We start from the raw sequence: 19,939 nt of genomic DNA, 5'->3' as shown, positions 1-19,939 counted from the left end.
GGCCATGGCCGACTGGAACAATGACCGATCAAACTCCCTTCGGCACCGCCCGCGGGCTGCTGTCCGCGCACGGAGCGGACCTCCTTCGCGGCGACGACGGTGCGGTGATCACCTCCGTTGAGACCTATGCCCTCGCCGTCCCCCTGAAGCGACCCATCGCGGACTCCACCGCCGCCATGGCGCATTGGACGGTGCCCGTGGTCGAGATCCGCACCGCCGACGGCCGCATCGGGACAGGGGTCTCCGGCGTTCACTGCGCGCCTGAGCTCCTCTCCGACGTGATCCTCTCCTACTATGCCGACGCCCTGCTGGACACCTCGTCGGAGGACATCCTGGGCACGTGGAAACGCCTGTATTGGCTGCCCACTCACTGGATGGGCCGGGCCGGCGTCGTCCACATGGCCTTGGCCATGGTCGACATCGCTCTGTGGGACCTCGCGGCGCAGCGGGCGGGCATGCCCCTGTGGCGGCTTCTGGGCGGCTCGCAGGAGAGCGTCGAGGCGTACAACACCGACGCCGGCTGGCTCAACCTCTCCGACAGCGAACTGGTACGGGACCTCACCGCGTTGGTCGACCACGGCTGGTCCCGGGTGAAGATCAAGGTGGGGCGGCCCGACTGGCGGGAGGACGCCCGACGGGTGCACGCTGTCCGCCGGGCGCTCGGCGATGACGTGACCTTGATGTGCGACGCCAACCAACGCTGGGACCTGTCGACGGCGAACCAGATCATGCCGGCCCTGGAGGACGCGGCGATGGACTGGGTCGAAGAGCCGTTCCACGCCGACGACCTTCAGGCCCACGTCCGCCTCCAGTCGTCGACGAGGCTGGACGTGGCGGCCGGTGAAAGCATCTACTCCTACCACCAGTTCGCCTCCTTCATGGCGGCCGACGCCATTCGTGTCGTACAGGTCGACGTCACCCGGGTCGGCGGGGTGACCGAGTTCCTGCAGATCGCGTCGCACGCGGCGGCGCGGGGGCTGCGGCTGGCGCCGCACGCCGGCGACATGATGCAGGTGCACCAGCACCTGGTGGGCACCGTCTTGTCCGAGGTGCCTCCGCTGGTCGAGTTCATTCCCTGGACGCAGGAAGCCTTCGTCGAGCGCAGCGTCGTCCGCGAGGGGCTCATGGAGCGCCCGCAGGGTCCGGGCGCCTCGACCGCGATCGATCCGGCCGCGCGTGTCCGGTGGCAGATCCCCGGAGCGGGGTCGGCCAAGACCCTGTGAAGCGACCCACGTATCCACCGACGGAAGGAATGAGATGTCCGAGTCGCACCCGAGGCACACCGACGAGAGAGTGGCCGTCGTCACCGGCGCGGGCCAGGGAATCGGGCGCGCCATCGCCGCGGCTCTCGCGGCCCGTGGCGTACGGGTCGTGGTCACCGACCGCAACGCGGAGACCGGCACCGCCGCGGCCAAGGAGCTGGGCGGTGAATTCCTGCCCCTGGACGTGTCCGACCCCCGGGCCGTCGCCGCGGCGGCGGACGAGGTCGTGCGGCGCTTCGACCGTGTCGACGTCCTGGTCAACAACGCGGGTATCGACCACGAGGACGCGGCCCTCGATGTGTCGGACGAGGTGTGGAACCGCATTCTCGGGGTCGACCTGACCGGAACCTTCGTGGCCTGCCGGGAGTTCGGCCGGCACTTTGTGCGCCGGCGGTCCGGATCGATCGTGAACATATCCTCCATTGCCGCCTTCATCGGCTCCAATCCCGAGTATCACGTCGCATACGACGTGGCGAAGGCCGGGGTGGCCCAGATGGCCAGGTCACTCGCGGTCGAGTGGGCACAGTACGGGGTCCGCGTCAACGCCATCGCGCCGGGAAGGACCCGCACTCCCATCCTCGACACGGTCGAGATGGACGATCCGCAGCGGATGACGCAGTGGATCGACCAGATCCCGATGCGCCGGCTGCTGGAGGCCGAGGAAATCGCGGTAGCCGTGGCGTTCGTGGCGCTCGACGCGACCGCGGTGACCGGGCAGACCCTTCTCGTCGACGGCGGTCAGATCGCGCAGTGACCGCGTGACCGGCGCTTGCCCTCAGTCGAGGCCGAGGGCAAGCGTCTCTCCTTCGACGAGCCGTACTTCGAGGAGGTCGGCGCCGTACCGCAGTCGGACGTCCGCGGCACGCGACGCCCGGATCCGCGCGGAGAGCAACCGCCCGTCGTGCCACCGGACGTCCACGGTGAGACCGCCACGGGTGCGCAGTCCGCACACGCTCCCGTCGGGCAGTGCGGGCAGCAGTTCGATGTGTCGGCCGTCGGACTGCAGCAGCATCTCGGCGAGTCCCGCGGTGCCTCCGGCATTGCCGTCGAAGGAGTAGATGTTCTGGGCGGCGCCGGCCACCCCGCCGGCGGAGAACGTCATCAGGTTCGCCTCGCTGGCGTCCGCGATCAGGCTGGTCAGGTGCTTCAGAGCCGACTCGCCGTTGAGGAGACGGGCGAAGTAGACCGTGAAGTTGGCCTCGACCCACTCGGTCTGCTGCCAGCCCGGGGCCTGTTGCCTGCGCGCGATCGTGACTTCTGCGGCGCGTGCGAGGTCCGGTGTGGCGCGTGGGGTGATCTGGCGCTCCGGGGAACAAGGCACTGAGATGGGACGTGTGCCGGTGGCTCGGCTCGGCCTCCTCGTAGTCGTGCAGCCACTCCTGCAACTGCCCGTGACGCCCGATCCGGAACGGGGGCAGCCGTCGGCGCGCGGCGGCGATCCTGGTACGGAGGTCGGCGTCGACATCGAGCAACTCGGCGCTCTCCGCGCAGATGCGCAGCACAGCCTCCATGAAGACCCGGTCCGCGGTGGCACCCATGGACACCGAACACCGGCTGCCGTCGGGTGCGAGGTACCAGTTCTCCGGCGATTCCGACGGCCCGGTGACGAGCCGGCCTTGCTCCGGCTCGTCGACCGCGTAAGCAAGGAGGAACTCGGCGGCCCCGCGAATGATCGGGTACGCACGATCCCGGAGGAACGTCTCATCGCGGCCGTACTCGTAGTGCTCCCACAACTGGAGGGCAAGCCAGGCACCGCCGGTCACGTTCATTCCCCATCCGATGCCGGATCCGGGTGCCGTGTACCCCCATGCGTTGGTCATTGTGTGCGCGACCCAGCCCGGTGCGCCGTACATCTGCTCGGCGGTCGCCCGGCCATGGGCCGCGAGAGTCTCCAGGAGACCGAACAGTGGCTCCTGGCACTCGGCCAGGTTGGTCGGCTCGGCGGCCCAGTAGCTCTGCTGGGTGTTCATGTCCAGGTGGAAGTCGTTCGTCCAGGGCGCGCTGCTGGCCAGGCCGTCGTTCCACAGTCCCTGCAACGCCAGCGGCAGGGGGGAGTTCCGGCGGGAGCTGGCCACCGTAAGGTAGCGACCGTACTGGAAGTAGAGCGCTATGAGAGCGTTGTCGGCCTTCCCGGAGGCGAGCCGCTCGCGGCGTGCGTCGGTGGGCAGGGCCGCGATGTCGGGCGGCGCCGCTCCGAGATCCAGTGAGACCCGCCGCATCAGCGCCTGGTGGTCTGCGATGTGCGCCGCCCGGACAGCGGAGTACCCGGCGTCCAGCCCCGCGGACAGCAGTGATCGGGTCCGCGCCCGTGGGTCCTGCCCGGCCCAGTCCGTTCCGACAGCGACGTAGACGACCGCGCGATCGGCGCCTTCCAGATGAAGCGCATCGCCCACGCGGTGGACGGTGCCGCCCTCGGCTTCGAGGTGGGCGCGGATCTCCAGCGCGACGCCCTGACGTCCGTCGCTGTGCAGGCTCTCGTAGGCGTGGCCGCTGAACACGACGCACGAGTCCGTGGCGGTCGTGTGCCCGGGGAGCACACCGTTGTGAATCGACAGGGCGAAGCCGAGCGATCCGGGCCGGTCCGAAGTGAGGCGGATCGCGATCAGTCCATGCGGGTTCGTGGCGAACACCTGGCGACTGACGCGGACGCCGTCCTGCTCGTAGGTGACCGAGACGAGGCCCGTGTCCAGGTCCAGAGCCCGCTGGTAGTCCCGGGTCCGAGCCCCGTCGGGGAAGTTCAGTTGTACCTCGGGCAGGGGCAGGTTGGTCCCGAACGACCGTGGTCTGCCCGGCAGATGCTCGGTGGCGAGCCGCTGTGCCTCGGCGTGGTCTCCTGCGAAGAGGAGCTCGCGGATGCGCGGAACCTGCTGCCGAGCGGTCGGACTCAGGTCCGTTGCCGACGGACCGCCCGACCACGCGGTCGACTCGGAGAGCTGGATCCGCTCCCGGTCAGTGCCGCCGTAGACCATGCCTCCCAGGCGGCCGTTGCCGATGGGCAGCGCTTCGAACCAACGAGTTGAGGGACGGTCGTACCAGAGCGTTCCGGGCTGGACGCGGACATCGGGGAAGTCCTGGCCGGAGAAAGCTTTGAGCATGGCTTGCACTTTCGAGACGGTGGGGCGGAGGGCGGCTCACGCGGGGCGGACACAGGAGTGACGCATGCCGCGGACGAGAGGTGCTCGCGGGTTACTTGGCAGGGGCGAAGACATGCTGCGCGGCGACGGCGGCGCCGCCGCGGGCCCATTCCTCGAAGGGGAGGGGTCTGACGACGAGGTCGCAGTCGGCCGCGGCGCCGAAGGCGCGGGCGGCGAAGGTGGCACGGATCTGGTCCTCGTAGGGGTCGTAAGTAGCCACGCCTTCGCCCGAGATGATGATGCGTTCGGGCCCGATGAGGTTGGCCACGGAGGCCAGCGCCAGGCCCATGGCGCGGCCGGCCCGTGCGAAGACGGCGCGGACGTCGGAGTTGCCTGCATGGGCGAGGCGGACGGCCTCGTCCATCGTCAGCACCGGATCGCCCGTCGCCTGGCGAGCCTGCTCCGTGATGGCCTGGGTGGAGGCGACGGCTTCGACACAGCCGGTGTTGCCGCAGGTGCACACGCGTTCGGTGTCGCCCACGGGAAGGTGGCCCACTTCTCCCGAGACTCCGTGGGCACCGGAGACGACCCGACCGCCGATGGAGATGCCGCAGCCGATGCCCGCGCCGACGGTGACCAGGGCGAAGGAGGACAGCCCGACCCCCGCGCCGAACCACTGTTCCGCGACGGTCAGGGCGCGGACGTCGTTCTCGATGACGGTAGGTGTGTTCGTGGCCGTCTGGACGAGTTGGGCGAGGGGAACGCGGCGCCAGTTCAGAAAGGGGGAGTACTGGACGGTACCGGTGTGACCGTCGACGTCTCCGGAGATCGTGACGCCGATGCCGTGCAGTGCATCCGGTGCACGGGGCGTCGCCTCCGCGTTCAGCCGGTCGACGAGCCGGGCAACGGCCAGGACGACCGTACCGACGTCGCGGGAGGTGAGTGCGGCCCGGGCGGTGGCCAGGGTCCGTGCGGTGAGGTCGGTCAGCACGCCGATGAGTTCGTCGCCGGTGATCTTCACGCCCACGAAGCGGGCGCGCTCGGCGCGCACCGCGATGAGAGTGGCCGGCCGACCCTGGGTGCGCTCGGTCGAGCGGCCCAGCTCGGTGATCCATCCGTCGGTCAGCAGGGGAGTGGCGACCTTCGTGATCGCGCCCGGCGACAGGCCGGTGCGGCGCCCGATCTCGGCGCGGGTGAGCGGGCCGTAGGCGAGCAGGGTCTGGAACAGCAGAGCGGCCGCGGGTGGCTGATCGGCGAGCGTCATGCGGCGACCATACATTTCCATTGGAAAAGAAGAAAGAAGAAGTCTCCTTCTGATCAGCGCCCGCCTTCGCCTCTCATCGCCCGATTCTTGTTCCATTCCTTCCACGAATGTCGATGATTCGCGTAGCGCAATATGTTGACGCTGGAAGAAAAGCGTGGCTACATTCGCGGCACCTCACGTCAGGTGGACAGGACGTCCACCGATGCAGGTGGCGGCCGGTTTCCTCCCCAACCGGCCGTGTAAGTCTTCCCTGGCTGCGCTCCGGGACGGGCGTCGCCTTACGGCCACTAGGGCGGATCCAAACGCCCGCTCAACCAATTCCCCATGCGGCTGACCGTGCATGGGCACTTCTGGGGCTTCCAACTCCCCACGGTGCCCTTTCGCGCCGAGATGGAGCAAACATGGCTCGTCCAGCAGAACCCGTGTCATCCACACGTCACAGAATTCGAACGAGCGGCGTACGGCTGCGTCGGCTGCCCGTCCTGGCCGCCACCGCACTCGTGGTGTCCCTCGCGGCACCGACCGCCGCATCCGCGGCGGACTCCTCCCCGTCGCCGACGAGCGCCGGCCACCAGCAAGGCCTCCTCGCCGCCAAGCCGTACATGGGCTGGAGCAGTTGGAGTCTGGAATCCACCAGCTTCCCCGGCTACGGCGGGGTGAACTGGCTCACCGAGGCTCACGTCAAACAGCAGGCCGACGTGGTCGCCTCGAAGCTCAAGTCCCATGGATACGAGTACATCAACGTGGACGCCGGGTGGTCGAACGGCTTCGACCAGTACGCCCGGCCCACGTCGAACCCCACCACGTTCCCGCACGGTATGAAGTCCCTGGGTGACTACCTCCACGCCAAGGGCCTCAAGTTCGGACTGTACCTGGCCGTCGGCCTCGACCCCGCCGCGTACGGCGACGGGAAGACCGCGATCCACGGCGCGCCCGGCTGCACCACCTCGAACATCGTCTATCCCGACCTGCGCAAGACCAACGGGTGGAACTCCGCGTACAAGATGGACTTCGCCAACCCTTGCGCGCAGAAGTACATCGACTCCGTCGCCGACCAACTGGCCGGCTGGGGCGCGGACTTCCTCAAGGTCGACGGGGTAGGGCCGGGCTCGGGGCAGGGGGGCGCGGACCACGACAACACCTCGGACGTGAAGGCCTGGCACACCGCGCTCCGGCAGGCCGGCCGCCCGATCCAGTTGACGCTGTCCTGGTCGCTCAGTCACACAAAGACCGAGACCTGGAAGACCGACTCGAACGGCTGGCGGATCGACACGGACGTCGAGTGTTACTGCAACACGCTCGTGACGTGGAACAACTCCGTGAAGGTGCGCTGGAACGACGTCGTGCAGTGGATCGACGACGCGGGGCCGGGGCACTGGAACAACCTCGACTCCCTGGACGTGGGAGCCGGCGCCATGGACGGTCTCACCGAGGCCGAGCGACAGAGCTACATGACGCTGTGGGCCATCGAGTCGGCGCCGCTGTACACGGGTGACGACCTCACCAAGCTTGACCCGTACGGGCTGAAGCTGCTCACCAACGACGAGGTGATCGCGGTCGATCAGGCCGGCCGTCCCGCGCGTCCGGTCAGCCAGACCACGAACCAGCAGACCTGGTACACCCGCAATCCCGACGGCAGTTACACCGTAGCGCTGTTCAATCTGGGCTCCGATGACGCCGACGTCACCGCGGACTTCGCCGACCTGGGCATCAACGGCACGGCCGCGGTCCGTGACCTGTGGACGCACAAGAACCTCGGCCGCTTCTCCGGGCACCTGACGCAGAACCTGCCGCCGCACGGCTCGCGGCTCTTCACCTTCGCCCCGACCCGGCACGGAGACCAACCCGGCACCCCGCTGGGCGTGCACGGCACCTCCGCCACGCCGACGAGCGTCTCGCTGGCCTGGGGCAAGGTGAACACCAGCACCTCACCTGTCACCCGCTACACCGTCTACGCCGACGGCCGGCCGGTGACCACCAGCACCGGCACCACCGCCACCGTCCACGGCCTCAGCGCCGCCGACGCTCACACCTTCACCGTCGTCGCCCGCGACACCAAGGGGCGAACCTCGGCTCCGAGCAAGGCCGTCCAGATCACCACGCCTGCATCCGACGGTCCCACCGCCTACGAGGCCGAGGCACCCGGCAACACCCTCACCGGCAACGCCGCCGTCGCCGGCTGCGACGGCGGCTCCGGCGGGCAGAAGATCGGCAACCTCGGCGGCGGTGACGTGGCCATCACCCTCGTCAGCGCCCCGAATGACGGCACGTATCTGATGAAGCTGGACTACGTGGACGGCGACTCGAGTCGCGTCATCGACCTCACCGTCGGCGACACCACCCTCCAGATCCCGGCGCCCGGCACCAATGACAACAACTGGGGTGCCCCGCAGTCGCTCACCGTCCCGGTGCCGCTGAAGGCCGGAGACAACACGCTCACCTTCGGCAACGCCACCGGCTACGCGCCCGACATCGACAAGATCACCGTCTGATCCACGCCCGTCGCTCCACCAGTTGGACACGCAACACACGAAGGAGGGTGCTGTGGTGGTCACATCACAGGGCAACCACGCAACGTCGGTGAAACCGCGGTCCGGTGAACCGGGCGCGCTGGCCACCACGGCCACCTCACCGGTCAAGAAGAAGAGTCCCTTCGGGAAGGGACGGCGCTCCACCACCACGAGGTCCCGGCGGCACGCCGCCGGGACCTGCCGGTCGCACTGCTGCTCATCCTCCCCGCCGTGATCGGCTTCGCGACCTTCTACGCCTATCCGACCCTGCGCGGTATCTACCTCAGCTTCACCGACTTCCACGTCCTGAGCCCACCGCAGTGGGTGGGACTGGCCAACTTCCGGGAGATGGTCGGGGACGACGTCTTCTGGCACTCGCTGCTCGTCACCGTCTACTTCGTCCTGCTGTCCGTCGCCTTCGGCACGGTGATCTCACTGGTGACGGCGGTGGTGCTGCACAGGGTGACCCGCTCGTCGGTCCTGCGCGGCGTGATCCTGCTGCCGTTCCTGATCTCCAACGTCATCGCCGCCCTGGTGTGGCAGTGGATGCTCGACCCGACGCTCGGCATCGTCAACATCGTCCTCAAACACCTGACCGGCCACTCCATCCTGTTCTTCGGCAGCGGGGGATGGGCGATTCCCTCACTCGCCGCGATCAGCGTCTGGAAGTGGATGGGCTACTACGCCCTGCTGATCTTCGCCGGCCTGCAGACCATCCCGCCGACCATCTACGAGGCCGGCCGGGTCGACGGCGCCAGTGAAGTGCAGATGTTCCGCCGGCTCACTGTGCCCCTGCTGCGGCCGATCCTCGTCATGGTGGTCGTCCTGACGGTGATCAACTCCTTCCAGGTGTTCGACATCGTGCAGGTCACCACCGAGGGCGGCCCGGCCAACGCCTCGAACGTGCTGCAGATGTACATCTACCGCAAGGCCTTCCGACAGTTCGACTTCGGCTACGCCGCCACCATGTCGCTGGCCCTGTTCGCCCTGCTCATCGCGGTCACCTTCACCCAGCTGCGGCTCGCCCGCGCCAACGAATCCGACCTGAACTGAAGGAGGCCGTCATGGCTGTCACCCTCGCACCCGGCCGGTCGGCCCTCCCGGAGCGCCCCCGCAACAAACCCCGCAGGTTCTCACCCGGCAAGGTGGTGGCCTGGAGCTACCTCGGCGGCATCGTCCTGGTCACCCTCTTCCCGTTCTACTGGATCCTGCGCACCGCGCTGTCGAACAACTACCAGTTGGCGACCAACCCGTCCTCGCCGCTGCCGGTGGGCTTCACCTGGGGCGCCTTCGAACGGGTCCTGGGCCTCGCCTCCACCGCGGAGGCCCAGGCGCAGGGCGGCTCCGGCGCCTCCCTCGACATCGCGCTCTACCTGCGCAACTCGCTGATCTACGCGTCCGTGCAGACGGCGCTGATCGTGCTGCTCTCGGCGACCGCCGCCTACGCGTTCTCCCGCCTGCACTGGCGCAGCCGCGACATGGTGTTCAACATCCTGATCAGTGCCCTGATGGTGCCCAGTGTGTTCACGCTGCTGCCCAACTTCGTCCTCGTCAAGGACCTGGGGCTCACCGACACCTTCGCCGGACTCATCCTGCCCGGCGGGCTCTTCCAGGCCTTCACGCTGTTCTTCCTGCGGCAGTTCATGCTCGGCCTCAGCAACGAGGTCGAGGAGGCCGCCATCATCGACGGCGCCGGCCCGCTGCGGATCTTCTTCCGGATCGTCCTGCCGATGTCGTCCGCGCCGATCGCCACCGTGTCGCTGCTGATGTTCGTCAACGCCTGGAACGACTACTTCTGGCCGCTGCTGATCGCCAACGACCAGCACGTCCAACCCCTCACCCTCGCACTCGGCGTCTTCAAGCAGTCCTCACCACAAGCCGCGCCCGACTGGGCGGGCCTGATGGCCGCCGCCCTCATCGCGGCGCTGCCGATGTTGGTGCTCTTCATCGCCTTCGGCAAACGCATCGTCAATTCCATCGGCTTCTCCGGCCTCAAGTGACCAGTGAAAGAAGGAACCATGAGAGTTCGCAAGGCTGTGGCACTGGGAGCCTCGCTCACCCTGGCGGCCGTCCTTTCCGCATGCTCCTCCAACTCGGGCGGCGGCTCCGGCTCCTCGACCCTGAACTGGTGGACCTGGGACGACAAGCAGGCGACCGCGTACAAGGTCTGCGCCAAGGACTTCGAGAAGGCCAACCCGGGCGTCACGGTGAAGATCACCCAGTACAACGTCACGGACTACTTCACCAAGCTCACCGCCGGCTTCGTGGCCGGCACGGCTCCCGACGCGTTCCAGAACAGCGTCCAGTTCTTCCCGCAGTACGCCGACCAGAACCAACTGCTCCCGCTGGACGACTACATCAAGAGGGACGACTTCGACCTGTCGCGCTTCTCCGTCGGAGTCGACTCGTGGAAGTACACCGACGGCAAGCAGTACGGCCTGCCGCTGGACTGGGCCGCCACCGGTCTGTACTACAACACCGACATGCTCACCAAGGCCGGATACAGCGCCAAGGACGTCCAGAACCTGAACTGGAACCCCGACAACGGGGGCACGATCGGCAAGATGATCGCCCATCTGACCCTCGACACCAAGGGCCGACGCGGTGACGAGCCGGGATTCGACAAGGCACACATCAAGACCTACGGCTTCGGCCAGCTGGCCGCCAAGGACTTCCTGGGCCAGTCCACCTGGAGCTCCTTCGTCTCCACGACGGGCTGGCGGCTCGGCAACACGGCCAACTGGCCGACCGAGTTGAACTACAACGATCCCCGACTGGTGAAGACCATGGACTGGATCCGCACCCTGGTGGCGAAGGGATACGCACCCAAGATCGGTACGTTCACCAACACCGTGTCCGACGTCGACCTGCTCTCCTCGGGCAAGGTCGCGATGGAGACGGGCGGATCGTGGTCGGCGTCCACCTTCGCCAAGATTCCCAACATCAAGGTCGGAATCGGTCCCACGGTCCTCGGCCCCGACGGCAAGACCCGCGCCGTCTTCAGCAACTCCAACGGCAACACCATCTGGGCCGGCACGAAGAACCGGGACCTGGCCTGGAAGTGGGTCTCCTACATGGGCTCCGAGACCTGCCAGACGAAGGCGTCGGCGACCGGAACCTTCTTCCCGTCCATCCCCGCCTCGATGTACGCCTCCGCCGAGGCACTCAAGGCGCAGGGCGTCGACCTCACGGTCTTCACCGACATGCTCAAGAACAAGGAGCTCTACCCGTCGCCGGACTTCCGCAACGGAGCGGCTCTGCAGGACGCGATCGAGCCTCTGATCGAGGCCTACTTCGCCGGGCAGAAGGACGACAGTGTCTTCGCCGACATGCAGGCCAAGACCAAGAGCATCCTGAACGAGAAGTGACCGCCGTCTCTTCGGCGCACCGCGGCCAGGACGCGGCCCGTACGGCGCGTCCTGCCGTCCCCCTGGCAAGAGACCGTATGCGCACCACCCCCACGCGAATCGTCAGCCTGAGCGCGGCCGGCACCTGCTACGCCGTGGAACTCACCGAACCGGCACCCCGGCCCACCATGGTCACCTGGCCGGCACCGGCACCGCTCCCCGTCCGACCCTGACAGGGGCCACCCAGCGTGCGGACCCCGACGGCGGCGGCGTACTTGAGCCGCAGTTGACCGAGACGGCGTCCGGACTGGACATCACGCTCACCCACGCCACGGACACCCACGCGATACTCACCACCGACGCCGTCCTCTACCGCGGGAGCAGCGGCGGTACGACGCCCTACGACCTGGGCGGCGCCCTGACTCTGCTGCCCCTGCCGCGTCGGGCCACCGAGATCCTGGACTTCACCGGAAAGTGGAGCCGGGAGCGGTCCCCCCAGCGCCGCCCGTTGCACCACGGTGCCCATGTTCGCGACGTGCGCCGCGGGAAACCCGGCGTCGACTCTCCCTACCTCGTGCCGGTGGGAGTACCCGGCTTCGGACTCCGCACCGGCGAAGTGTGCGCCGTACACGTGGCATGGAGCGGCGACCAGCGCTACCTCGTCGAGCAACTCCCGAAGGCGGAGGCGTGCACGCCTCCGCCTTCGGGAGTGGGACGTCCCGACATCCCACGCCTCGGCAAGTGGGAGGAGGCGGCGCGCTGGCGTCCTCATGTCGGTATCTGTGGGTTACACGTCTTGATCGCCATGGCGAGGCAGAGGCCGCCGGTGCCACGCTGGAGATGACATCGCCGACCGGACGGCGACACACACCTGGAAGAGGCGGACAACATGGGAATCGATCGTGCTGGGGTGGCGAACGTAGACGTGCCTGCGACGAAGCTGGCTCGAGAGGCGACGGAGCTGATCCGTGACACCACGAGCGAGCTCATCTACCACCACTCACGTCGGGTGTACTTCTTCGGCAGTCTGCAGGGACGCAACCGCGACCTGAGTTTCGACCCGGAACTTCTCTACATCGCCGCCATGTTCCACGACGTGGGCCTGGGTGACACCTTCCATGGCAGCGGCCGCCGGTTCGAAGTGGACGGCGCCGACGAAGCGAAGCGGTTCCTGCAGGCGCGTGGGATTCCGGAAGACAGTGTTCGCCGTGCGTGGACGGCGATCGCCCTGCACACCACTCCAGGGATACCGGAGTTCATGGAGCCGGAGGTGGCCCTGGTCACCGCCGGGGTGGAGTACGACGTACTGGGCATCGGATACGGCACGATCCCGGAGGCGGACCGGGCCGAGGTCGTGGCCCTGCACCCCCGCCCCGACTTCAAGCACCGGATCCTGCAGGCGTTCTACGACGGTATCCGCCTCAAGCCGGAGACCACGTTCGGCAATGTGAAGGCCGACGTTCTGGAGCACTTCGTCCCGGACTTCCAGCGCGGTGATTTCGTCCGTACGATCCTCGAGTCCCCGTGGAAGGAGTAGTCCCGCGGGTGTCCCACCACAGTCACACGGTCGCCGTTGTCGCCTTCGACGCGGTTCAGCTCATGGATGTCACCGGCCCGGTCGAGGTCTTCACGACCGCCAACCGCTACGGTGCGGACTACGACGTCCGAGTCGTCTCGCCCACCGGTGCCGACGTCGCCACCTCATCGGGACTGGTGCTCGGCGTCAACGGCTCGGTTTCCTCACTTCCCCGCCGGATCGGCACCCTGCTGATACCGGGGAGGAGGGACTGGCGGGAGGCCGTCAACGACACGGACTTGGTGGAGTCGGTCACGGCCCTGACCGATCGGGCCGAGCGGGTGACCTCCGTGTGCGCGGGGGCGTTCGTTCTCGCCGCGACCGGTGTCCTGGACGGTCGGCGCGCTGCGACGCACTGGGAGCTCGCCCCGGACCTCGCGGTGGCCTTCCCAGGGATACGGGTGGAAAGCGATCCTCTCTTCGTCCGGGACGGCCACGTCGTCACGTCAGCCGGCGTCACGGCAGGCATCGACCTCGCGCTGTCCCTGGTCGAAGAGGATTGGGGGGCCGAGGTGGCGCGCAGCGTGGCCAGGCAGTTGGTCGTCTTCATGGCCAGGCCCGGCGGACAGGCGCAGTTCAGCGCCCGACTGGTCTCATCTCAGCCTCGGCACTCGGCGGTGAGACGAGTACTGGATCACGTCAGTGCGGACCCTTCGGCCGAGCACACCCTGGATTCCCTGGCCGCTGTGAGCGGGGTGAGCGCCCGGCACCTGGGGCGGCTCTTCCGTACCGAGATCGGCATGACTCCTGGGCAATACGTCGAATCCATCAGGGTCGAAGCCGCTCAGGCTCTTCTCGAAAGGGGCAGCGGCACAGTGGAGGAAGTGGCGCAGCAGGCCGGATTCGGTTCCTCGGAGTCCCTGCGCCGGGTCTTTCAGCACACCCTCGGAGTCTCTCCGACCGTGTACCGCGCCCGCTTCCGAAGCACCGCGGGCAGTCGCCGCATCACGGCGGCCTGAGGGCTTGATCGTGCCTCAGTGACACTCCGCGACTGCCCCGCCCCAAGACCTGTGCTAGAGCGCAGAGCCGGGTTCTGACAACACCCAGGGCTTGCAGTGCGTGCACCGGGCTTGCTCGTGCGCGGGGTGGGGCGCTCGGGTCGCTCCCATCGGACGCGGCCGGCCCGCGCCGGCGGTGTGTCGGCCGTGTCCCGGGGTTCGGGAGAGTCTCGCAGCCCAGCACGCTCGTTCAATACGCCGCACACGACAACACGTCCCGAGGGTCGGCGGTGCCGCGTTCTCAGAGCGAATCGCCCGGCGAACGGCTGCCGGGTTGGCGGTATGCCGCCGCGGATGTTGCGTTCAGAGCTCTGCCGTATGACTCCCGCTGCCCGTGCGCCCCTGCCCTCCGTTCATCTCTGGCTCGGCATTCGGTCCACGTGATCCCCAGCCACCGCCTTCGGCGTGCTCATTCGACTACGGACACGAGTGCCCACACCACGCAGCCGGGAACGCCGTTCCTTTCGCGGACCCCCCACTCCTGCGAAAGCGCCGCCACCAGGTGCAGACCTCGTCCGTGCATGTCATCGGCGGCAGCCTGGACCAGCGCGACAGGGGCGCCGCCCTCGCCGTGGTCCTCCACCTCGATACGGACCTTGTCCGCCTCCAGCCCGACGGAGCACTTCACCCGGGGACTTCGTGTGTGCCGCACCGCGTTCGTCACCAGTTCGCTGACCAGCAAGACCGCGGTCTCGCAGGTGTCGTCACAACAACTCTGACGGCTGAGGTGGGCACGGACGCGGCGGCGAGCCTCACCGACGGAGGCTGCGTGCGTCGGAAGTTCGAAGGTCAAGTTCGTTGGGGAGGGAGCGCGCTGGAAGGTCATATCAGTGATGGCCACGTGAATCCTCGTCATGGGGGGTGAGTGCCGCACGTGACCTGTCCAGGGGCCGAACCCCACACGCGTGGACGCGTCCCGGGCCGAGGCCGTGCGGCAGCGGCACACCTCTGCGCCGCACATGGGACGTCCGATGCGGGACTTCGCGAAGAGACCTGGTGCCCAGGCCTGCGCGGCTGCCGACTGCCACGCTTGAGTGAACACGGTCACCGCGCCACTATGCTCGCCGACATGGTCACGAAGCAAGATGCTCCGTGATAATTTCACGGAGACATTGCCAGGGAGTCGATATCACCAGGGAGTGACAGACTGCTCCTATGGATGCTGTGCAAGGAGGCGGGACGTGACCCCAGCTCAGTCCGCGGCCGGCGCCTCGACCGTCAGGCTGATGGTCCTGGGCAGACGGTTGCGAGACCTGCGGAAAAATGCCGGAATGTCATTCGACGACGCCGCGGTCGTACTCGACGTCACCCCCCTGACGATCCGGCGGATGGAACTCGCCAAGGGCAAGTGGAAGCTCCCGTACATCCAGACCCTGCTGGGGGCGTACGGAGTCCCCGCAGACGAGGCCAGGACCTTCCTCGCCCTGGCGAAGGAGGCCAATCAGCCCGGATGGTGGCACCGCCACCGGGACGCGATGCCCGCCTGGTTCAGCGCATACGTGAGCCTTGAGGAAGAGGCGAGCCTCATCCGGGTCTACGAGCCGCACTACGTCCCCGGGCTGCTCCAGACCGAGGGCTACGCGCGGACCATCCTGCGCGCCGGCCTCCATGGTGCGGACGAGGAAGCCGAGCGAAGAGTCGTCGTCCGCATGGAGCGCCAGAAACTGCTCAGCGGGCCCCAACCGCCCGAACTGTGGGTGGTGATGGACGAAACGGTGCTGCGCCGCCCCATGGTTCCGCCCGATGTGATGCGGACGCAGATCGACCGTCTCATCGAGGTGACCGATCTGCCGCACATCAAACTCCAGATCATGCCGTTCGGGCTTTGCGCGCACGAGGGCATGTATGGGCCGTTCCATATCTTCCGATTCCCGCATGAGGAAATATCGGATATCGCATACATCGAGAATCTCGTCGGCGCGGTATATCTCGACGAGTACGACGATGTGACGAATTACCAGGCGGCCCTGGACCGGATGTGCGCGCAAGCCCTACCAGTACAACGTACCGGAGAATTCCTCGGTGATATTCGCAAGGAGCTGTAGTCCCGTGAATCGCATACACAATGCTGTTCAGGAACTGGGGACGGAAGGCTGGCACATGCCGTGGAGCGGAAGCAACGGCGGCGCCTGCGTTGAAGTCAGGAAACTGCCCGACGGCCGTTTCGCAGTCCGTCAGTCCACCGATCCGGAAGGGCCGGCGCTGATCTTCACGCAGGTCGAGCTCGATGTCTTCGCCCAGGGCTGGGAGACGGGCCAGGCCAGCCTGTTGGCCTCCTGACGGCGCTCGGGTCTCGGCATAATCGGCATAAGAATCGTTGGCGAAGCGCCCTGGAGCGATTTCGTCCGCACCGTACGCAGCATTCTGACGCAGGCAATCAAGAGGAGTACGCGAGTGCCCGACGAGACGACCTGGACAAAACGACCTCTGGGATATGAACCCCCTCGGATCGATACGAGCGTTCCGCACTCGGCGCGGGTCTACGACTACATACTCGGAGGAAAGGACAACTATCCCCCGGACCGTGCGGCAGCGGAGCAGATGCTCACTGCCTGGCCCAGCCTGCAGATATCGATGCGTGAAAACCGTAAGTTCATGCACCGGGCCGTGCGGTACCTGGCCGAGCAGGGAATCGACCAGTTCCTGGATATCGGTACAGGAATCCCCACCTCCCCGAACCTCCATGAGGTCGCTCAGGGGATCATCCCGGATGCCCGCATCGTCTACGTCGACAACGATCCCATCGTCCTCGCGCACGCCGGAGCCCGGCTTACGGGTACCCCTGAGGGCCGCATCGCGTACATCCATGCCGACATGCACGACCCGGAGGCGATCCTGCGCGCACCGGAGCTGACCGGCACCCTCGACCTCGACCGACCGGTCGCACTGTCGATCATCGCGGTACTGCAGTTCGTCCTCGACGACCAGAAGGCATACGACCTGGTCAAGCAGTACCTGCAGCTGCTGGCGCCCGGTAGCTTCCTGGCGATGTCCACGGTCACCACCGATTCCAGCCCGAAACCGATTGGCAGCGTAGTCGCCGAGTACACCAAACGCGGTATGCCCGCCCGAAACCGCACCAGGGCCGAAGTTCAGCCGTTCTTCGACGGCCTGCAACTGGTCGAGCCTGGGGTGACACTCGTGCACCAGTGGCGGCCCCTCCCCGGTACCGAAGGAGACGTCAAGGACTCGGACGTTGCCATGTACGGGGGCGTGGCACTGAAGGCATGACGCCGGTGCCCGACGTCATCAACCCCTTCGACGGGTAGGAACGCCGATGAGTTCGAGCGGCGGGTGAAGGCACCCCGGGAGGCCGGGGTGTCGATCCAAGGGAAGCCCAGATCGAACGCCTCAGGGGGAGGTTGCCCAGTTCGAGGAGAGGGTCGTCTCCCGCGAAACTGGCGGCGGCGGCCGAGTTCAAGAGGCCGGCGATCTCCCGGTTGGCGGTCCGGCACGTTGAGATCGCGGAACTGAGGGAAGCGGTCGCCGCGGCGCGGAGAAGACGGTTCCCGAGGGGGCTACGGAGAACGCGAGGGGGCTGCGGAGAAGCGGACGGCCATCCTCGCCGCTGCACGCGAACTGTTCGTGCGCCACCCAGTGGACCGCGTCAGCATGGAAACCATCGCGGCCCGAGCCGAGGTGTCGAAGGACGCCGTGTACGACTACTTCGGTGACAAGAGGCGACTGCTCCTGGCCATCCTCTCCGCCGCGTCCGAGTCACTGCCGGCCACTGGCCGCCGAGCGCTCGACGAGCATCTCCCCGAGGACGCGCAGATCACGACGGTGCCGCAACTGGAGACGGCACTCATGGTGTTGGCGATCGACCTCGGCACGTCGATCGTCGGCTCCGCCGCCGCATTCGCCCTCGTCGCCCAACAAGGCTTGCAGACGCCGTCGACCAAGGGCGATCTCGCGACGGAAGCGGCGGCGGAAGACCGGGCGGAACGCATGGCTCACTTCGTCGGTGCAGGGCTCCTGGCCGCCGACACCTCGCGCCTGGCCGCCGACCGCCTCAGTGCCCTGACCCTCCTGTTGGCCTACATGCGTCAACCGGTCCCCGCCAACGCCAACCCGGAAAAGGTCCGCAAGACCACTCTCGACGGAGTCCATCCAGCTATCCGCGCGTACGCCACGCGCTAGGAATGCGTGATGTTGTATGGCGAGGGCGAGTGGGCGACGGTGATGCCCTTCGCGACGGCCAGTCAATCTTCGGCTTTCAGTCATTGACCTCTCTCAGCGTGGCCACTGATCGGGTGAGGGCGCCGGTGTCCGCAACTCGCGAGCGGGCCGGTGGGGGAGGTTGGTGAGGTGGCCTGGGGTGGCTGGCGGTTGTGCGTTTTCGGCGTGTTGTGCCTCGGCTACGGTGCTGTGGGTGCGGATGCGGGGTCTGTGGTGTGCATGCCGGTCGTGCGGAAACTGGTCCGGAATGCGCCAGGTGTCACACCCAGGTGCCGCACGAACGCTCTGCGGAGTGACTCGGCTGAGCCGAACCCGGTGCGGCGCGCCACGGCCGGCATGGGGTCGTCACCGGTTTCCAGCAGTACCTGGGCGGCTTCCAGTCTGACCTGTTCGACGTAGCGGGCCGGGGTGGTTCCCACCTCGTCGTCGAAGAGTCGGGTCATGTGACGGACGCTGATGCCTGCCCTGCGCGCCATGGCGGTGAGGGTGTGGTTGGCCCCGGGGTCCTCGGCGACGGCGTCCAGGACCCGGCGGAGCATCTCCTGGCGGGTGTGCGGTGTGCGGGAGCGGACGCTGAACTGGGACTGGCCGCCCGGCCGTTGCATGAAGACGACCATGTCCTTGGCGACCGACCGGGCGACCTGCGCGCCGTAGTGGTCCTCGACGAGGGCCAGGGACAGGTCGATACCGGCGCTGACACCTGCCGAGGTCATCACCTGCCCGTCCCGCACGAAGATGGCGTCCGGTTGGACCTGCACGGAGGGGAAACGGGAGGCCAGTTGCCGTGAATGGCGCCAGTGCGTCGCCGCGCGGCGGCCGTTGAGGAGTCCGGCCGCGGCCAGCAGGAACGCTCCCGTGCACACCGATGCCGTGCAGTGGCTCTTGGCGTGCAGGTGGCGGACGGTGTCCACAAGAGCGTCGTCCTTGATCATCGTTTCCCATTCGGGGCCGCCGGGGATGAGCAGGATGTCGCACGGTTCCTGCACGTCGTGGGCGCTCAGGTCGGCGCTGAGGCGGGTCCCGGCAGAGGTGATGACCTCCGTGCCGTCCTCGGACGCGATCTGCACCTGATAGCACCCGCCGAACTCGTTCGCCGTCGTGAACACCTCGATGGGGCCGGTCACATCGAGCAGCCGCACTCCCGGAAAGACGAACACGGTCACGGTGAGCGGGCCCGTTGCGGGGTGCTTGCGGTTCATCGGATGCCTCCGGGCCGTGCGCGGTGCGGACACTGGGCCGACAGGACGCCGCCCCCGCCATGCCTGCCGGCGTTTGGTTTTGGGACCGAGCCGAAGCCCCGGCGAGCGGTCAGGCCGCCGGCGCGTGCGGCCCCCGGCTGCCTGGTGCGCACCGCCGGGTGCGGTCCCGCACAACGCGGCACGCGGTGTCCTGGCGGGTGCCGCGTTGTGCGGGACCTGGCTCCAGGAGCCGCAGCCGCCGAACTGGGGGGGCAGGCGAGGAGTGCTTCCCGGACCTCCGGAATGGGGTCGTGGCCGGCTGTGGTCCGTCCTTCGTCGGATTTCGGTGTCCTCATGCTGCGCCCGTGACCGCTGCCGGTGCCACGACCGGTTTGCTCCCTGCTGGGAGGTGCAGCCTTCCAGTGCGCTCGCCGGGAGCCGGGAGCCGCGCGAAGCGGGTCCCGCACCGTGAGCGTGGACGGCGCGGGGCGGGATCTTGAGCGCTGGCGGGTTTGTCGGGCCATCCGCATTCGCGTACCGCCGCCGGACCC

18 protein-coding genes and 1 pseudogene are annotated in these 19,939 nt (G+C 67.6%); 14 read left to right on the top strand and 5 right to left on the bottom strand.

What is annotated here, in order from left to right; all coding sequences use genetic code 11:
• Window positions 1–20 precede the first annotated feature (20 nt).
• Both OG568_RS01210 and OG568_RS01205 read left to right on the top strand, forming a co-directional pair.
• Window positions 21–1,223 (top strand): mandelate racemase/muconate lactonizing enzyme family protein, encoded by a 1,203-nt coding sequence (locus OG568_RS01210; protein WP_329529880.1) that lies wholly within the window; start codon window positions 21–23, stop codon window positions 1,221–1,223.
• 34 nt (window positions 1,224–1,257) lie between these two features.
• Window positions 1,258–2,016: an SDR family NAD(P)-dependent oxidoreductase gene (locus tag OG568_RS01205; protein ID WP_329529879.1), complete on the top strand. Its 759-nt coding sequence runs from the start codon at window positions 1,258–1,260 to the stop codon at window positions 2,014–2,016.
• 21 nt (window positions 2,017–2,037) lie between these two features.
• Here the strand turns inward: OG568_RS01205 and OG568_RS01200 are convergent, their stop codons facing one another.
• The 3 genes and pseudogenes from OG568_RS01200 to OG568_RS01190 form a co-directional block, all read right to left on the bottom strand.
• The gene (locus tag OG568_RS01200) at window positions 2,038–2,583 is read right to left on the bottom strand and encodes a glycosyl hydrolase family 95 catalytic domain-containing protein (protein ID WP_329529878.1); all 546 of its coding nucleotides are present in this window, start codon (window positions 2,581–2,583) and stop codon (window positions 2,038–2,040) included.
• 52 nt (window positions 2,584–2,635) lie between these two features.
• A pseudogene (locus OG568_RS61180) lies at window positions 2,636–4,357 on the bottom strand (glycoside hydrolase family 95 protein); the annotation flags it as partial.
• Window positions 4,358–4,448: 91 nt separating this feature from the next.
• Window positions 4,449–5,600 (bottom strand): ROK family transcriptional regulator, encoded by a 1,152-nt coding sequence (locus OG568_RS01190; protein ID WP_329529877.1) that lies wholly within the window; start codon window positions 5,598–5,600, stop codon window positions 4,449–4,451.
• A 401-nt stretch (window positions 5,601–6,001) separates the two neighbouring features.
• On the opposite strand from OG568_RS01190, the gene OG568_RS01185 reads away from it, so the two are divergent.
• The 8 genes from OG568_RS01185 (at window position 6,002) to OG568_RS01150 (ending at window position 13,992) form a co-directional block, all read left to right on the top strand.
• Window positions 6,002–8,092, top strand: a complete 2,091-nt coding sequence (locus OG568_RS01185; protein WP_443077506.1) for a fibronectin type III domain-containing protein — start codon at window positions 6,002–6,004, stop codon at window positions 8,090–8,092.
• A gap of 249 nt (window positions 8,093–8,341) precedes the next feature.
• Window positions 8,342–9,163, top strand: coding sequence for a carbohydrate ABC transporter permease (locus OG568_RS01180; RefSeq protein WP_443077504.1), 822 nt, complete (start codon window positions 8,342–8,344; stop codon window positions 9,161–9,163).
• 11 nt (window positions 9,164–9,174) lie between these two features.
• Window positions 9,175–10,110 carry a carbohydrate ABC transporter permease gene (locus tag OG568_RS01175; RefSeq protein WP_329529875.1) on the top strand — a complete coding sequence of 312 codons (936 nt, stop codon included), beginning with the start codon at window positions 9,175–9,177 and terminating at the stop codon, window positions 10,108–10,110.
• 18 nt (window positions 10,111–10,128) lie between these two features.
• Window positions 10,129–11,478: an ABC transporter substrate-binding protein gene (locus tag OG568_RS01170; protein ID WP_329529874.1), complete on the top strand. Its 1,350-nt coding sequence runs from the start codon at window positions 10,129–10,131 to the stop codon at window positions 11,476–11,478.
• The gene (locus OG568_RS01165) at window positions 11,475–11,690 is read left to right on the top strand and encodes a hypothetical protein (RefSeq protein WP_329529873.1); all 216 of its coding nucleotides are present in this window, start codon (window positions 11,475–11,477) and stop codon (window positions 11,688–11,690) included. Before OG568_RS01170 ends, OG568_RS01165 begins: the two co-directional genes overlap by 4 nt.
• A 53-nt stretch (window positions 11,691–11,743) precedes the next feature.
• Window positions 11,744–12,301 (top strand): glycoside hydrolase family 36 N-terminal domain-containing protein, encoded by a 558-nt coding sequence (locus tag OG568_RS01160; RefSeq protein ID WP_329529872.1) that lies wholly within the window; start codon window positions 11,744–11,746, stop codon window positions 12,299–12,301.
• A 45-nt stretch (window positions 12,302–12,346) separates the two neighbouring features.
• On the top strand, window positions 12,347–12,994 hold the full coding sequence (locus OG568_RS01155) for an HD domain-containing protein (RefSeq protein ID WP_329529871.1): 648 nt from the start codon (window positions 12,347–12,349) through the stop codon (window positions 12,992–12,994).
• Between the two features lie 8 nt (window positions 12,995–13,002).
• On the top strand, window positions 13,003–13,992 hold the full coding sequence (locus OG568_RS01150; protein ID WP_329529870.1) for a GlxA family transcriptional regulator: 990 nt from the start codon (window positions 13,003–13,005) through the stop codon (window positions 13,990–13,992).
• Window positions 13,993–14,440: 448 nt separating this feature from the next.
• Here the strand turns inward: OG568_RS01150 and OG568_RS01145 are convergent, their stop codons facing one another.
• Window positions 14,441–14,824 (bottom strand): ATP-binding protein, encoded by a 384-nt coding sequence (locus OG568_RS01145; RefSeq protein ID WP_329529869.1) that lies wholly within the window; start codon window positions 14,822–14,824, stop codon window positions 14,441–14,443.
• A gap of 433 nt (window positions 14,825–15,257) precedes the next feature.
• Between OG568_RS01145 and OG568_RS01140 the strand changes: the two genes are divergently transcribed.
• The 4 genes from OG568_RS01140 to OG568_RS01125 all read left to right on the top strand — a co-directional run bounded on the left by OG568_RS01140 (window position 15,258) and on the right by OG568_RS01125 (window position 18,171).
• On the top strand, window positions 15,258–16,076 hold the full coding sequence (locus OG568_RS01140) for a helix-turn-helix domain-containing protein (RefSeq protein WP_266694636.1): 819 nt from the start codon (window positions 15,258–15,260) through the stop codon (window positions 16,074–16,076).
• A 4-nt stretch (window positions 16,077–16,080) separates the two neighbouring features.
• Complete coding sequence (locus tag OG568_RS01135; RefSeq protein WP_266423508.1) at window positions 16,081–16,311, top strand: DUF397 domain-containing protein; 231 nt, start codon at window positions 16,081–16,083, stop codon at window positions 16,309–16,311.
• 114 nt (window positions 16,312–16,425) lie between these two features.
• A complete protein-coding gene (locus OG568_RS01130; protein WP_329529868.1) occupies window positions 16,426–17,262 on the top strand; it encodes an SAM-dependent methyltransferase in 837 nt (278 codons plus the stop codon).
• A gap of 327 nt (window positions 17,263–17,589) precedes the next feature.
• Complete coding sequence (locus OG568_RS01125; RefSeq protein WP_329536228.1) at window positions 17,590–18,171, top strand: helix-turn-helix domain-containing protein; 582 nt, start codon at window positions 17,590–17,592, stop codon at window positions 18,169–18,171.
• A 218-nt stretch (window positions 18,172–18,389) separates the two neighbouring features.
• On the opposite strand, the gene OG568_RS01120 is transcribed toward OG568_RS01125, so the two are convergent.
• Window positions 18,390–19,409 carry a GlxA family transcriptional regulator gene (locus OG568_RS01120; RefSeq protein ID WP_329529867.1) on the bottom strand — a complete coding sequence of 340 codons (1,020 nt, stop codon included), beginning with the start codon at window positions 19,407–19,409 and terminating at the stop codon, window positions 18,390–18,392.
• Window positions 19,410–19,939 lie beyond the last annotated feature (530 nt).

Source organism: Streptomyces sp. NBC_01450 (assembly GCF_036227505.1).
Taxonomy (GTDB): Bacteria; Actinomycetota; Actinomycetes; order Streptomycetales; family Streptomycetaceae; genus Streptomyces.
Note: the sequence above shows the minus strand (reverse complement) of the source record. Positions and strands in the feature narration are given on the sequence as shown.

Coding starts and splice junctions, on each gene's coding strand:
- OG568_RS01175 (WP_329529875.1), top strand. CDS start 9,175: ATGGCTGTCACCCTCGCACCCGGCCGGTCGGCCCTCCCGGAGCGCCCC.
- OG568_RS01190 (WP_329529877.1), bottom strand. CDS start 5,600: ATGACGCTCGCCGATCAGCCACCCGCGGCCGCTCTGCTGTTCCAGACC.
- OG568_RS01170 (WP_329529874.1), top strand. CDS start 10,129: ATGAGAGTTCGCAAGGCTGTGGCACTGGGAGCCTCGCTCACCCTGGCG.
- OG568_RS01140 (WP_266694636.1), top strand. CDS start 15,258: ATGGTCCTGGGCAGACGGTTGCGAGACCTGCGGAAAAATGCCGGAATG.
- OG568_RS01210 (WP_329529880.1), top strand. CDS start 21: ATGACCGATCAAACTCCCTTCGGCACCGCCCGCGGGCTGCTGTCCGCG.
- OG568_RS01155 (WP_329529871.1), top strand. CDS start 12,347: ATGGGAATCGATCGTGCTGGGGTGGCGAACGTAGACGTGCCTGCGACG.
- OG568_RS01120 (WP_329529867.1), bottom strand. CDS start 19,409: ATGAACCGCAAGCACCCCGCAACGGGCCCGCTCACCGTGACCGTGTTC.
- OG568_RS01205 (WP_329529879.1), top strand. CDS start 1,258: ATGTCCGAGTCGCACCCGAGGCACACCGACGAGAGAGTGGCCGTCGTC.
- OG568_RS01185 (WP_443077506.1), top strand. CDS start 6,002: ATGGCTCGTCCAGCAGAACCCGTGTCATCCACACGTCACAGAATTCGA.